The following is a 14,220-nucleotide window of genomic DNA, read 5'->3' as shown; positions in this document are numbered from 1 at the left end:
GGCCAATTCCTGAAGCCGGTCACTCATTTGAGATCCAGATAAATGTTGTCCGCCTGTGCCGTATACCCCTTCATTTCCAAATGATCCAGATAGAGCGGGCCAACACCAACCGACGGAGTTTCCCATGGCCCTGCAAGACAAACTCGATGCTTTCAAAGCCGATTTCGAAGGCGGCCGCTTCCCGCTCAAGCCGACCAGGGAGGCGTTGGACACGATGCACCGCGCCACCGCCGACCTGATTGCAAGCGGCCAGGCGCAACGCGCCAGAAAGGCCGGCGATGTTGCGCCGGAATTCACCCTGAAGGATCCCGATGGCAAGCCGGTCGCCTCGCGTGACCTGCTGGCGAAGGGACCGCTGGTCGTGTCGTTCTATCGCGGCGTCTGGTGCCCGTACTGTAACCTCGAGCTCCAGGCGCTCCAGGAGGCGTTGCCGGACATCGCTGCGCGCGGTGCCAGCCTCGTTGCGATCTCGCCACAGACTGCGCCGAACAGCCGCAAATCCGAGCGCGACAACAAGCTCTCGTTCCCGATCCTGAGCGACGTCAGGAGCGAGATCGCCGATGCCTTCGGCATCCGCTTCGCGCTACCCACCGATCTCGTCTCGCTCTACAAATCCTTCAAGAACGACTTGCCGACGTTCAACGACAATCCCGCGTGGGTGTTGCCGATGCCCGCGCGCTATATCATCGGCCGTGACGGGATTATTGCCTACGCGGAAGTGAACCCGGACTACACACACCGCCCCGATCCGTCCGAACTGCTACCGGTGCTCGACCGGTTGCGGGCCGGCAAGGCGGCGTGAGTTGCTACGGCGTGACCGCTCCGCGTGCGACCGCGCGCGGGGCGGTCAGCTCCTTCCAGGTGGAGTTTGCAACGTGCACCGGCGAGAAGGCGGGCCGTTCGACATAGTGTCCGTCGCCAGCTTCTGCTCGCAGGTCGCCATCCTTCCACACGATGCGACCGCGCGAGAGTGTCGCCGCTGGCCCGCCGGTGCAGGCAAAGCCTTCGAACACGTTGTAATCGATCCGGCTCATCTGCCGCTTCGCGCTGATGGTTTTCGTCGCCTTCGGATCCCACACCACGATGTCGGCATCCGAGCCGACCGCGACGGCGCCCTTGCGCGGATAGATGTTGAGGATGCGGGCGATGTTGGCCGAGGTCACCGCGACGAACTCTTCCTTGGTCAGACGGCCCGTGGTAACGCCGGCGGTCCATAGCAGTGCCAGGCGATCTTCGAGGCCACCGGTGCCGTTCGGGATCTTCCTGAAGTCGCCGAGGCCGAACCGCTTCTGCTCGGTGGTGAAGGCGCAATGGTCGGTCGCGACCACTTGCAAGGAACCGGACTGCAAGCCCGCCCACAGACTGTCCTGGTGCGACTTGTCGCGGAACGGCGGCGACATCACGCGCTGCGCGGAATGATCCCAATTTTTGTTCTGATATTCGCCTTCATCGAGCAGCAGATGCTGGATCAGCGGCTCGCCATAGACGCGCTTGCCGGCGGCCCGCGCGCGCGCGATCGCCTCATGCGCCTCGCGGCAGCTCGTATGCACGATATAGACTGGTGTGCCCGTCATGTCGGCGATCATGATGGCGCGGTTGGCGGCTTCGCCTTCGACTTCCGGCGGCCGTGAATAGGCATGGCCTTCCGGGCCCGTGACGCCGCGCGCGATCAGCGCCTCCTGCATCAAGGCGACGACATCGCCATTCTCCGCGTGGACAACAGGCATTGCGCCGAGATGGGCGCAGCGCGCGAACGAGTTGTAGAGCTCGTCGTCGTTCACCATCAGCGCGCCTTTGTAGGCCATGAAGTGCTTGAAGGTGTTGATGCCGTAGGTTTTGACCACGGTCTCCATCTCGTCATAGATCTGCTTCGACCACGACGTCACCGCCATATGGAAGCCGTAGTCGCTCGCCGCCTTCTCGGATTTGTGACGCCATTCCTGATAGGCCGCGAGCATCGACTGGCCGGGATCGGGCAGGCAGAAATCCACCACCATGGTGGTGCCGCCGGTCAGCGCCGCTTTCGTGCCGGATTCGAAGTCGTCGGCGGTGACGGTGCCCATGAACGGCATTTCGAGATGCGTGTGCGGATCGATGCCGCCCGGAATGATGTAGGCGCCGCCGGCGTCGAGGATCTCCGCGCCCGTCGGCGCCGCGATCGATGCGCCGACCGCGACGATGCTGCCGCCCTCGATCAGCACGTCCGCACGGCGCGAATGATCATGATTGACGACGGTGCCGCCGCGGATGAGGAGGGACATGGGAACTCCGAAAGGAAAGGGAGAGGACGGAACGCGGCAAAACTAAGCACACCGGCCATGATGTGACAGGCGAAATTTTAGTCAACCGTCGCCCTTGGATCTTCGCTTCTGGCCTCGCTGCGCCTCTCGGCCGCTACGCGGCCCGCGCGATCAATCCGTCGATCATCGCACGCACGAGGCCCGCGATTTCCTTACGCAGCGCCGGTAGCGGCACGGCGACCAGCTTCTGCTCGAGTCCGAGGGCCACCATGCCGTGCACCGCCGAGAACAGGCTGCGCGCGGTGATGCCGAGCTCCTCCGGACTGCGTTTGGGAAGCAGCGCGGCGAGCGGCACATAGATGTGCCTGAACAGCCGCATCTGGTCGTCAATGGACCAGTCGGGAACGATCTTGTCGGCCTCCATACGGTGCTCGAACAGCGCGCGCCAAAGCTGGAGATTTTCCGCAGCGAAATCGCAATAGGCGATCGCGATGCGGACCAGCCTCTCCTGCGGCGAGGGCTCGCCGGCAACTTCCGCGGCGCTGAGTGCGTCGTCCAGTCGATGCAGCGTGCGCGAGCCGACCCGCAGGATCAGCTCGTCCATGTCGGCGACGAGATTGTAAACCGCCCCGTTGGCACAGCCGATCTCGCTGGCAAGATCGCGGGTCTTTAGGCCCGCCAATCCCCGGCTAGCGATCATCCGCTCCGCTGCCAGGATCAGGTCGCCCCGCAATTTCTCTCGACGTTCCAACGCTTTAGTCATTCTTCAGCCAATATCGTGAGCGCTGCTCAAAATTATTCTTGAGCAATGCTCAAGTTGTGCTACAAAGCATCCGTGAGCAATGCTCATAACAGGGAGCAAGCAATGTTCAAGACCGTCGTCACACTTTTCCGCGGCAGCGTGGCCGCCGCCGGCGAGGAGCTGGAGGACCGCACGGCCCTGCTGATCCTCGATCAACAGATGCGCGATGCGGCCGCGGCCGTCGAGCGCAGCAGGCGGACGCTGGCGCTGGCGATCGCGCAGGATCAGCAGGAAGGCCGCAAGCTCGAAGCCACTGTCGCCCGGATCGCCGACCTCGAGACCCGCGCGGTCGCCGCGCTCGATGGGGGCCGCGAGGATCTCGCCAAGGAGGCGGCTGAAGCCATCGCTGGCCTCGAGGCCGATCGTGACGCGGCGCTGACCGCGCGCGCACTGTTCGCGACCGAGATCACCCGGTTGAAGCGCCATGTGGCAAGCGCCCAGGCGCGCATCACCGAGCTCGATCGCGGCCGCCGGGTCGCCCGTGCCTCGGAGGCAGTGCGTTCGCTCCGACGCAGCGGCATCGAGGCGGCGCGCCCGTACGAATCGACGCTGCCGGAAGCGGAGAGCACCTTGAAGCGCCTGCGAGACCGGCAGATCGAGGCCCAGGCTGCCGACGATGCGCTGTTCGAGCTCGATGCGGCCACCGGTCCGCTCGCCACGGCCGAGAAACTCGCCGAGCAAGGTTTTGGGCCTCGGATCAAGACCACCGCGGACGACGTGCTGGCGCGGCTGAAGTCCAAGCGCCCAGCGACTGCCTGAACTCAAGCCCAATCATCATCAGAACCAACAGGAGACGACCATGAACCAGAACGGCCAACCCCACAGCGGTGCCTGGGTGACCTTCACTTACGCATCCTTCGCAGCCTCCGCCTTCCTCGTCGCGCTCGGCGTCTTCTTCCTGCCGATCGATTTCTGGATGAAGGGCTATCTCACCATGGGCATCGTGATGCTGATCCAGACCTGCGTCACTTTGACCAAGACCGTGCGTGACAACCACGAGAGCAGCCGCCTCGTGAACCGCATCGAGGATGCCAAGGCTGAGCGGCTGCTGATGGAGGTCTCCAAGGCCGCTTGAGCGGAGAACATGGAAGCGGGGCGGCGGATGCTGAAGCATCCGCCGCTTTCGCGCATTTCCAGTCATTTGCAGGAGCGGAGGTCGCGCGCTTCTGCGCCATCGCAGCCCATCGCGTGCTGCGGCGCGCGGATGCGCCGTGGGGATATGCGCCCGACGACCCGGCGGTAGAGCGGCTTGCGTCGCCGATGGTCGCGGCCAACGCATCGCGCTAGTGCAGCGCATCTTGATCATGACGGCCTGACGCCATATCGCGCGTGCGAAATGCAACCGAGCCATGACGGATCGCGCAGGTCTGTGGCCTTGCGCCTCGGCATCGGCCGGAGCACTCTGCACCGGTGGTGCAGAGAACGCCGCCAATAAAGATTGCCCGAGGGAGCATCCATGGCGGTGACGCGGATCGACTGCGATATCCACCCGGCGGTTGGTGGCACGCGCACGACGCTGCTGCCCTATCTCAGCGATCACTGGAAAGAGCAGGTGGTGAGCCGCGCTATCGACGGCCTCGATCTCACGAGCTATCCGCCGAGCATGCCGCTCACGGGCCGCGCCGACTGGCGGCCGGCCAATGGCACCAAGCCGGGCTCCGACCTTGCCATGGTGCAGAAGGGCGCCTTCGACCAACTCGGCGCCAGCCACGCCATCCTCAACGTGCTCTATGGCGCGCAGGCCGTGTTCGATTCCTACATGGCAGCCGACTTCTGCAAGGCCATCAATGACTGGATCGCCGCCGAATGGTTGTCGCGCGACCCGCGCCTGCGTGCGTCCATCGTCGTGCCGTTGCAGGCGCCCGATCTCGCGATCGAGGAGATCGAGCGCCGCGCCGGCGATAACAGGTTTGTCTCCATTCTGGTGCTGGCGCAGGGCGAGACGCTGCTGGGCCGCCGGCATTTCTGGCCGGTCTATCAGCTCGCAGAGAAATACGAGCTGCCGCTCGCAATCCACGCCGGCACGCAATATCGCCAGGCGCCAAGCTCGGCCGGTTGGCCGTCGCATCGCTACGAATATTATTTCGTGGAGGCGCAGGCGTTTCAGGCGCAGATCCTGAGCCTGATCTATGAGGGCGTGTTCGGCAAATACCCGAACCTAAAAGTCGTGCTGATGGAATCTGGCGTGAGCTGGCTGCCGGCCTTCATGTGGCGCGCCAACAAGACATGGCGCGGCGTGCGCGTCGAGGTACCCTGGGTCGAGCGTGAGCCGGCCGCGATCATCCGCGACAATTTCCGCGTCACAATGCAACCGTTCGACGCGCCCGGCGACGCCAGAAGCGTCGAGGAGATCATCGACCAGATCGGCTCCGAAAAAATGTTCCTGTTCGCGTCCGACTATCCGCACTGGCAGTTCGACGGCGACGATCCGATCCCGCCGCATCTGCCGAAGAGCATCATCGACAAGATGTGCGTCGACAATCCGCTGGAGACGTTTCCGCGGTTGTCGTTGAACTAGCGCATGATCCGGAAAAGTGGGGCCCGGTTTTCCGATAAGATCATGCGCAAACAAAAAGCTTGGAGGATCGCATGAGTGACGTCATCGACCGCCCTTTGCGTGACGACGAGAGACCGGCCGCATCAAGGCTGCGAATCGTCGATTGCGACGTGCATCCGAGCCTGCATTCTCATGATGATCTCAACGAGTTCCTGCCAAAACGCTGGCAGCAGCATCTGAAGGAATATGGCAGCCATTTGCGTACGCCCTATCTCTTCACGACGCCCTATCCCCGCTCCTCGCCGTTGATCGCGCGGCGCGATGCCTGGCCGCCGACGGGTGGGCCGCCCGGCTCCGACTTGGCCTTCATGCAGAAGCAGCACCTCGATCCGCTCGATGTCGAGTTCGGCATCTTGCAGGTGCTCGATCTCTTCATCTTCTCGCAGCAGAATCTCGAATTCGGCGCGGCGATCCAGCGCGCCATCAACGATTGGCAGCTGGCGTTCTGGTCGCATCGCGATCCGCGCCTGAAGGCCTCGATCCTGGTCGGGCAGGACGGCGTGGACCTTGCGATCGCCGAGATCGAGCGCTGCGCCAAAACAGGCGAATACATCCAGATCAATGTCTCGCCGCGCGCCAACGAGCCGCTCGGCCGTCGCCGCTATTGGCCGATCTACGAGCGCGCGCAGGCGCTCGACCTGCCGCTCGGCATCCATGTCGGCGGCTATGGCGGTCACGCGCCGACCGGCGGCGGCTGGCCGTCTTATTATGTCGAGGAACATCAATCCAACGCCCACACCATCGCGGCGCAGCTCGCCAGCCTCGTCATCGAGGGCGTGCCGGAGCGGTTTCCAAAACTGAAGATCGTCTTCATCGAGGGCGGCTTCGGCTGGATCCCGTCGGCGGTCTGGCGCATGGATCAACACTTCGAACGCTTCCGCAGCGAGGTACCCCATCTCAAGCGCAAGCCCTCGGAATATGTCCGCGAACATTTCTGGTTCACGACTCAGCCGATCGACGAGCCAGACGAGGCGCGGCATCTGCGCGCGCTGATCGAATGGGTCGGCATCGATCGTCTCCTGTTCTCGTCGGACTATCCGCACTGGGACTTCGACGATCCGCGCTTCGCCTTCAAGACGCCGCTCACCGAGGCCGAGCGTAAGAAGATCTTCAGCACGAATGCGCGTGCGGTCTACAAGTTCTGAGACGAGCATGGCCCGTCACATCGTCGCGTCGACTTCAGAAATCCCGCCCGGCGGCAACAAGGTTGTCGACGTCGCGGGCCGCGACATCGTCGTGTTCCATGTCAACGGCGAGTTCTTTGCGCTGCTCAACCGCTGCCCGCATGAAGGCGCGCCGCTGGAGAAAGCGGCCTGCGTAGCGCGGCTGACCTCGCCAGAGCCCGGCGTCTATGAGCGCTCTCGCGTTGGCGAGATGCTGCGCTGTCCCTGGCATGGTTGGGAGTTCGACATGCGCAACGGCCAGTCCTGGTTCGACCCCAAACGGTTCAAGATCCGATCATATCCGGTTGCGGTGGAGCGGGGCGAGGAATTGCAGAAGGGACCGTATGTCGCTGAGACATTTCCGGTACATGTCGAGGACAGTTATGTGATTGTCGAGGTCTGAGCGGGCTTTGCCGATTGTGATTTGAGCGCAGGTGCGATATGGCTCTCGCGCTTTCTTAAGGCGGAGACGAGCTTTGTCGAAACAATCCCTGCGTGAAGAGGCCGAGCGCCTGATCCGCGAATCGATGGAAAAGAAGACCGTCGTCGTGAAGCAGGGCTCGACCCGCATCGAGGCGGTCTGCGGCAAGTGCGGCGCGCCAAACCGGGTTCAGGCGGAAAAAGGCCAGAGCCGCGTCAAATTTGCTTGCAAGAACTGCGGGCACAAGCAAGAGACGCTGTAGGATTCTCGCCTACTCCCCCTTCACGAACCGTGCGAACGCATCCGCGTAGTCCGGATGCCAGCGCGACAGCGGCGGGCGGTTCTCGACGATGTCGCCGGCAGCCCACAGCATGCGTTTCTCGTCGAGTGCGCGCGGCACGTCATTGTCAGGGCAGAGGATGTAGAAATCGCCGGCCTCGAGCCGCGCGATCATGAATTCCACGGTCTGCTCGGGCGTCCAGGCGCTGGCCGGCTTTTCGGTGCGGCCCTTGGCGGTGAGCCCGGTGAACACGAAGCCGGGGATCAGGAGATGCGCGGTGATGTGGCAATCCCTGGTGCTGCGCAGCTCGTGCTGGAGCGCCTCCGTAAACGCCTTCACGCCGGCCTTGGAGACATTGTAGGCGGGATCGCCGGGCGGGGTGGTGATGCCTTGCTTGGAGCCGGTGTTGATGATCAGGCCTGCCTTGCCGCGCGCCATCATGTTCGGCGCGAAGATGCGCGTGCCGTTGATGATGCCCCACATATTGACGCCGATGATCCGGTGCCAATTGTCCGGCTCGCCGAACAGCGTGCTGCCCGGCTGGATGCCGGCATTGTTCATCAGCAGGTCGGTACCGCCGAAATGCGCGCCCACGGCGCGTTCCAGTTCCGTCACGCTCTCGATCCGGCTGACGTCGGCCACTGACGCCATCACGTTCGCTGCGCCTGCGATCGATGACAGTTTTGTTGCAGCCTCCGCCAGCCCGCTCTCGTCGACATCGGCGATGCACACTTTCATCCCGGCGCGTGCGAATGCCATAGCCGCGGCGAAACCGATGCCGGATGCGCCGCCGGTGATCACGGCAACATTGCCCTTGGCGATGACAGGATGCGGCATGGCAGTTCTCCGGGAGTGACTCTTGGTCGAGCTATAACATGCGTTCGCGGGACCCTGCACAAGTCGGCATGGCAGGCCTTCGTTCCGCGCCGACTTTACGCCTTTCCGGCGCCGCTGTATTCTCTTTGACTTAACGATCCCGCCCAGATCGAACCCAATCAATCACCTATAAGGGGAGTGCAGCCATGGCTGTGTCGCAGGCGATTCCGATCACGCGCCATCCGTTCGCCAACGGGTCCTACAAGCAGATGCTGATCGACGGGAAGTGGGTTGATGCCGCCTCCGGCAAGCGCTTCGAGACCCACAACCCCGCCACCGGCGAGCTGCTCGCAACCGTTGCCGAAGGCGACAAGGAAGACATCGATCGTGCGGTCGCGGCCGCCCGCCGAGCCTTCGAAGGCCCCTGGAGCAAGGTCAAGCCGTTCGAGCGCCAGAACCTGCTGCTCAGGCTGGCCGATCTCGTCGAGAAGAATTTCGACGAATTGTCGCAGCTCGATACGCTCGACATGGGCGCGCCGCTCAGCCGCACCCGCGCCTATCGCCTGCGCGCCGTCGGCATGCTGCGCTATTACGCCGGCCAGACCACGGCGATCCATGGCGAGACCATCGAGAACTCGCTGCCCGGCGAGATCTTCTCCTACACGCTGAAGGAGCCGATCGGCGTCGTCGGCGCCATCATTCCCTGGAATGGTCCGCTCACCGCGACGATCTGGAAGATCGGCCCTGCGATCGCGACCGGCTGCACTGTGGTGCTGAAGCCGGCCGAAGAGGCGCCGCTGACCTCGCTGCGCATCGCCGAGCTCGCGATGGAAGCTGGCATTCCGCCCGGCGTCGTCAACGTCGTGCCCGGCTATGGCGAGACCGCAGGCGCCGCGCTTGCCTCGCACCATGACGTCGACAAGGTCGCCTTCACCGGCTCGCATGTCACGGGACAGTCAATCATTCGGGCGTCGGCGGGTAACCTCAAGCGCGTCTCGCTCGAGCTCGGCGGCAAGTCGCCTGATATCGTGTTTGCGGATGCCGATCTCGATGCCGCCGTTCCGGGCGCCGCGATGGCGGTGTTCGCCAATTCGGGGCAAATCTGCAGCGCCGGCACGCGCCTGTTCGTCGAGCAGGCCATCTACGAAGAGTTCGTCGGCCGCGTCGCCGAGTTCGGCAAGAAGCTGCAGGTCGGCAACGGCCTCGATCCCAACGTGCAGATCGGCCCGCTGGTCTCCGAGCAGCAGCTCGAGCGCGTCACCGGTTATCTCGACATCGGCCAAAAGGAAGGCGCGCGAGCACTCGCCGGCGGCGGCCGCGTCACCGAAGGCGCGTTGTCAAAAGGCTTCTTCGTCTCGCCGACCGTGTTCGCCGGCGTCCAGGACAACATGCGCATCGCGCAGGAGGAGATCTTCGGTCCCGTCATCTCCGCGATCGCGTTCAAGGACATGGACGAACTGGTCAAGCGCGCCAACAACACCACCTTCGGCCTCGGCTCCGGCCTGTGGACGCGCGACGTCACCAAGGCGCATGCGGTCGCAAAGCGCCTGCGTGCAGGCTCGGTGTGGGTGAATTGCTACCAGGCGATGGACCCGGCCGTGCCGTTCGGCGGCTACAAGATGAGCGGCTATGGCCGCGAGTCCGGCAAGCAGCATGTCGAGGAATATCTCAACGTGAAGGCCGTCTGGATCAAGACGGCGTAAGGCCTGTTTCTCCCGCGTTCCGCGCGAGGGAATATCCGTTTTTTGGTGGGGCGGCGCCTTTTCCGGTGGCCGCCCCTCGCTATATGATCCGCATCCTTCCATAGCCACCTGGGGCCAGCATGAAATATCCGGCGTTGTTTAGACCATTGCAGGTCGGTCCGTACAAGCTTGCGCATCGCGTCGCGATGGCGCCGCTGACACGCATGCGTGCCGAGCGCGACAGCTTTTCGCCGCGGCCTCTCAACGCCGAATATTACGGTCAGCGCGCGACGAAGGGCGGCCTGATCATCGCCGAAGCCTCGCCGGTGCTCTCGCATGGCCGCGGCAATCCCGCGACGCCGGGCATCTATACGGACGCGCAGATCGCCGGCTGGCGCAAAGTGGTCGATGCCGTGCACGCCAAGGGCGGCATCATCTTCCTCCAGCTCTGGCATGTCGGCCGCGTCTCACATTCCTCCTTCCACGGCGGTGACCTGCCGGTCTCGGCTTCGGCGATCCCGATCAGGGCCGAAGGCATGAAGGCGATGACCGCCGATGGCAAGATCGCCGATTACGAGACGCCGCGCGCGCTGGAGACCGACGAGGTCAAGGGCATCGTCGAGGCCTTCCGGCAGGGCGCGAAGAACGCGCTCGCGGCCGGCTTTGACGGCGTCGAGATCCATGGCGCCAATGGCTATCTGCTCGAGCAGTTCCTGCAATCACGCAGCAACCAGCGCACCGATCAATATGGCGGCTCGATCGAGAACCGCACGCGCCTGCTGCTTGAAGTCACCCAGGCCGCGATCGACGTCTGGGGCGCGAACCGCGTCGGCGTGCGGCTGTCCCCACATGGCATCGCCAACGATTCCGCCGAGCCCGATCCGATGCCGCTCTATACTCACGTGGTGAAGGAGCTCGACAAGCTCGGCCTTGCCTATCTGCACCTCATCGAGCCGCGCTCCAGCGGTGCCGGCCGCGCCGACGTCCATTGGGAGAACGTGCCCTCGGCCATGGTGCTGTTCCGTCCGCACTACAGCGGCGTGCTGATGACCGCCGGCGGTTTCACCGGCGAAACCGCGAACGCCGCGATCGCCGAGGGCCATGCCGACATCATCGCCTTCGGCCGCATCTTCATCTCCAACCCCGATCTGCCACGACGGTTCGAGCATGGCTATCCGATCACGCCGTACAATCGCGCGACGTTCTATGGCGGCGAGGAAAAGGGATATACGGATTACCCTGTCTATGACGAGCTGACGCTGGCGTGATCTCTTCCTTTCATTCCGGGGCGATGCGCAGCATCGAACCCGGAATCCATTTGCCGTCTTGACTTGCTGCCCAATGGATTCCGGGCTCGCGACTTCGTCGCGCCCCGGAATGACGAGCTTGATTTGTGGCCCGGCCGTCAACACAATCTCCGTCATTGCGAGCGCAGCGAAGCAATCCAGAGTCTTTCCGCAGAGGCAGTTTGGATTGCTTCGTCGCTGACGCTCCTCGCAATGACGATGAGGAAATATCATGGCCAAAGCCGCCGCTGCCGCAGGAACCGCCACCGGCCAATGCCTCTGCGGCAAGGTCACTTTCGAGATCGACGTCCCCGCGCGATGGGCCTGGCATGATCACTCCGCCGCGAGCCGCCGCGCTCATGGCGCGGCCTACGCGACTTATGTCGGCAGCTGGAAGAAGCGCTTTCGCATTACATCAGGCAAGACCGCGCTCACCCGTTACGAGGACAAGGCGACCAAGACCGTGCGCAGCTTCTGCTCGCATTGCGGCACGCCGATCGCCTATGAGCGCCCGCGCGGCCCGCACATGGTCAATATTCCCCGCGCGCTCTTCAAAGAGCGCACGGGGCGCCAGCCCCTCTATCACATTGCCATCGAGGAGCTGCAGGAATGGGCCTATACCGGCGAGCCGCTGGTGCCGCTGAAGGGCTTTCCGGGCGTGGTCTGGCAGCGCTCGAAAAAGAAGAAGCGTGCTAGCGGCGAGAATCCGTTCGAGCTCGGGCGCGAGGAGGCGCTTTAATCCTCGTCTTGGTTGCTGCCTTGCGCGGCGCAGCCCGCTTTGCCGGCGGCTTGGCCGGCATCGTCGCCACGTAATCGAGCGCGCGCTTCACCCAGGACTTGAGCCCGGCATCGGTTCGCGTGCCTTCATCCGAGACCCGCACGAATCCGGTCATGATGCGCCCGCGCATTTCCATCGGACTTGTGTGCGGTTCCTTCAGCATTCGCGCGTGCGCCTCAGGGCCGACGCGAAACAGCATGCCGCCGCGGCCGCTGATGGTGCAGCACATCACGTTGTCCACCATGAAGCAAAGCCCGCTCATCATCTTCTTTTCCGCAACGTGACGCTGGCCCGCCAGCAACTTGCGAACCCGTGATGCGGTGGCTTCGTCGTAGGCCATGACGGTCCTCCCGGCTTGGTCGATCTTTCCAGCTTCTCCTCGTGTGCGCAAGGCAGCCATGACCGCGCTTCCTTGCGCGTGCCCCGAAAGTTCGGCCATCATGTCTCCCGTCCTTGCGGCAACGTCCGCTCCTGGAGGAAACATGAAGAACAAGATCACCGGCCGCTCCGCCTTTCTCGCGCTGCTCAAGGACGAGGGTATCACGCATCTGTTCGGCAACCCCGGGACCACCGAGCTGCCGATCATGCACGCGCTGAAGGACCACCCTGACCTCACCTATGTGATGGCGATGCAGGAAAGTCTGGTGGTCGCGATCGCCGACGGCTACAGCCGCGCTTCCGGCAAGCTCGTCGCCTGCAACGTCCATGTCGCGCCCGGCCTCGGCAATGCGATGGGCTCGCTCTACAACGCCCAGTTCACGGGCACGCCGATGATCCTCACCGCCGGCCAGCAGGAGCAGGGCCACGGCCTGATGGAGCCGGTGCTCTATGGCCCGCTGGTACGCATGGCCGAGCCGTTAGTGAAATGGGCGGTCGAGGTGACGCGGCTGGAGGACCTGCCGCGCATCGTGCGCCGCGCCGCCAAGGTGGCGATGACGCCGCCGACTGGGCCGGTGTTCATCTCGCTGCCGGGCGACATCCTCAACAGCGAGGCCGGCATCGATCTCGGCCGCTCCACCCGCATCGACGCGCGGGTGAAGCCCTCGGACGACGCGCTCAGAGCATTTGCCGCGCGGCTGCTGAAAGCGGAGCGCCCTGTGATCGTCACCATGGACGAGGTGGTCAAGAGCGATGCGCTGAAGGAAGCTGCCGAACTCGCCGAGTTGCTCGGCGCCGCGGCTTACCAGTCGTCTACGCCCTATGGCGCGCACTTCCTCTCGGAGAGTCCAAGTTTCGTCGGCACGCTGGCCCGCGTGCAGAAGGTCGCACGCGACACGCTCGCGCCTTACGACCTCCTGATCGCCCTCGGCGGCGATCCCCTGCGCATGTCGGTCTATAGCGAGGTCGACGCGCTGCCTGATGGTCTCGGCATCGTGCAGATCGGTCTCGTCGACTGGGAGATCGCCAAGAACTACGGTGCCGAGATCGCACTGAAGGCGGACGTGAAGGAAACGCTGCGCGCGCTGATCCCGGTGCTGAAGGAGATGGGTGGTGCGACGCTGGCGAGCCGCGCAATACAGCGCCTCACCGAGCTTGCGCCGAAGAACTGGACCGCGCGGCGCGCCGCTTTGGTCGAGCAGATCGGCAAGAACGCCGCCCGCACGCCGATTGATCCCGATTATCTCGTGCTGCAAATGGTCGAGGCGATGCCGGAGAATGCCATCCTCGTTGACGAAGGCCTCACCTCCAGCCGTCAGGTCGCGGCGCTGCGTCCGCATCGCGACCGCTACGGGTATCACGGGCTTGCCTCCGGCGGCATCGGCTGGGGCCTGCCGGCCTCGGTCGGCGCCAGCATCGCCAATCCGGATCGCCCTGTCGTGTGTTTCTCAGGCGACGGCAGCGCGATGTACTCGATCCAGGCGCTGTGGACAGCCGCGCATCACAAGCTGCCGCTCAATGTAGTCATCGCCAACAATGGCGGCTACCGCATCATCAAGCAGCGCCTGCTTTCCTTCCATGGCGACAACAATTATGTCGGCATGGATTTTGTCGATCCGCCCGTGGATTTCGCAGGCGTTGCCATGGCGCTCGGCTGCGAAGCGATCAAGATCAGCGATCCCAGTCAGCTTAAGGCGACGCTGGCGTCGGCGTTCAATCGGCCGGGTACAAAGCTGATCGAGGTGATGGTGGACGGGAAGGTGTAGCCCCGGTGTCGTCCTGGCTTTCGCCAGGACGACACCGAAGATGAGGCGAGA

The 14,220-nt window shown here is 63.9% G+C and carries 16 protein-coding genes; 12 read left to right on the top strand and 4 right to left on the bottom strand.

The annotated features are described in order from the left end of the window. The first annotated feature begins 124 nt into the window (after positions 1-124). The gene (locus XI06_RS36625) at positions 125-802 is read left to right on the top strand and encodes a peroxiredoxin-like family protein (RefSeq protein WP_271607522.1); all 678 of its coding nucleotides are present in this window, start codon (positions 125-127) and stop codon (positions 800-802) included. A 4-nt stretch (positions 803-806) separates the two neighbouring features. Here XI06_RS36625 and hydA read toward each other — a convergent pair whose 3' ends face one another. Both hydA and XI06_RS36615 read right to left on the bottom strand, forming a co-directional pair. After that, the gene (hydA, locus tag XI06_RS36620; protein ID WP_271607521.1) at positions 807-2,261 is read right to left on the bottom strand and encodes a dihydropyrimidinase; all 1,455 of its coding nucleotides are present in this window, start codon (positions 2,259-2,261) and stop codon (positions 807-809) included. 133 nt (positions 2,262-2,394) lie between these two features. Then, entirely contained in the window at positions 2,395-3,003 is a 609-nt protein-coding gene (locus XI06_RS36615; protein WP_271607520.1) for a TetR/AcrR family transcriptional regulator, read from the bottom strand. A 102-nt stretch (positions 3,004-3,105) separates the two neighbouring features. On the opposite strand from XI06_RS36615, the gene XI06_RS36610 reads away from it, so the two are divergent. From XI06_RS36610 to XI06_RS36585, 7 genes are all read left to right on the top strand, one after another. Further along, entirely contained in the window at positions 3,106-3,801 is a 696-nt protein-coding gene (locus XI06_RS36610; RefSeq protein ID WP_271607519.1) for a PspA/IM30 family protein, read from the top strand. 40 nt (positions 3,802-3,841) lie between these two features. Then, positions 3,842-4,117, top strand: a complete 276-nt coding sequence (locus XI06_RS36605) for a YiaA/YiaB family inner membrane protein (protein WP_237864612.1) — start codon at positions 3,842-3,844, stop codon at positions 4,115-4,117. 261 nt (positions 4,118-4,378) lie between these two features. Further along, entirely contained in the window at positions 4,379-4,477 is a 99-nt protein-coding gene (locus XI06_RS44025; protein ID WP_442869487.1) for a hypothetical protein, read from the top strand. Between the two features lie 21 nt (positions 4,478-4,498). Then, positions 4,499-5,560 (top strand): amidohydrolase family protein, encoded by a 1,062-nt coding sequence (locus XI06_RS36600; RefSeq protein WP_271607518.1) that lies wholly within the window; start codon positions 4,499-4,501, stop codon positions 5,558-5,560. A gap of 71 nt (positions 5,561-5,631) precedes the next feature. Beyond that, the gene (locus XI06_RS36595; RefSeq protein WP_237864610.1) at positions 5,632-6,744 is read left to right on the top strand and encodes an amidohydrolase family protein; all 1,113 of its coding nucleotides are present in this window, start codon (positions 5,632-5,634) and stop codon (positions 6,742-6,744) included. Positions 6,745-6,751: 7 nt separating this feature from the next. Continuing rightward, a complete protein-coding gene (locus XI06_RS36590) occupies positions 6,752-7,165 on the top strand; it encodes a Rieske (2Fe-2S) protein (protein WP_220002405.1) in 414 nt (137 codons plus the stop codon). Between the two features lie 73 nt (positions 7,166-7,238). Next, the gene (locus XI06_RS36585; RefSeq protein ID WP_271607517.1) at positions 7,239-7,445 is read left to right on the top strand and encodes a hypothetical protein; all 207 of its coding nucleotides are present in this window, start codon (positions 7,239-7,241) and stop codon (positions 7,443-7,445) included. A 9-nt stretch (positions 7,446-7,454) separates the two neighbouring features. Here XI06_RS36585 and XI06_RS36580 read toward each other — a convergent pair whose 3' ends face one another. Then, complete coding sequence (locus tag XI06_RS36580; protein WP_271607516.1) at positions 7,455-8,300, bottom strand: SDR family NAD(P)-dependent oxidoreductase; 846 nt, start codon at positions 8,298-8,300, stop codon at positions 7,455-7,457. A 185-nt stretch (positions 8,301-8,485) separates the two neighbouring features. Between XI06_RS36580 and XI06_RS36575 the strand changes: the two genes are divergently transcribed. From XI06_RS36575 to XI06_RS36565, 3 genes are all read left to right on the top strand, one after another. Then, the gene (locus tag XI06_RS36575) at positions 8,486-9,982 is read left to right on the top strand and encodes an aldehyde dehydrogenase family protein (protein WP_237871973.1); all 1,497 of its coding nucleotides are present in this window, start codon (positions 8,486-8,488) and stop codon (positions 9,980-9,982) included. A gap of 119 nt (positions 9,983-10,101) precedes the next feature. Next, positions 10,102-11,229 (top strand): alkene reductase, encoded by a 1,128-nt coding sequence (locus XI06_RS36570; protein WP_271607515.1) that lies wholly within the window; start codon positions 10,102-10,104, stop codon positions 11,227-11,229. Positions 11,230-11,479: 250 nt separating this feature from the next. After that, a complete protein-coding gene (locus XI06_RS36565) occupies positions 11,480-11,986 on the top strand; it encodes a GFA family protein (protein WP_271607514.1) in 507 nt (168 codons plus the stop codon). On the opposite strand, the gene XI06_RS36560 is transcribed toward XI06_RS36565, so the two are convergent. Beyond that, entirely contained in the window at positions 11,940-12,365 is a 426-nt protein-coding gene (locus XI06_RS36560; RefSeq protein WP_271607513.1) for a TfoX/Sxy family protein, read from the bottom strand. The two genes, XI06_RS36565 and XI06_RS36560, sit on opposite strands and share 47 nt — an antisense overlap. A gap of 142 nt (positions 12,366-12,507) precedes the next feature. Here XI06_RS36560 and XI06_RS36555 point away from each other — a divergent pair, with 142 nt between their 5' ends. Further along, positions 12,508-14,169 carry a thiamine pyrophosphate-binding protein gene (locus tag XI06_RS36555; protein WP_271607512.1) on the top strand — a complete coding sequence of 554 codons (1,662 nt, stop codon included), beginning with the start codon at positions 12,508-12,510 and terminating at the stop codon, positions 14,167-14,169. Positions 14,170-14,220: the final 51 nt, after the last annotated feature.

The organism is Bradyrhizobium sp. CCBAU 11434 (assembly GCF_028128895.1).
Lineage (GTDB): Bacteria > Pseudomonadota > Alphaproteobacteria > Rhizobiales > Xanthobacteraceae > Bradyrhizobium > Bradyrhizobium zhengyangense.
Note: the sequence above shows the minus strand (reverse complement) of the source record. Positions and strands in the feature narration are given on the sequence as shown.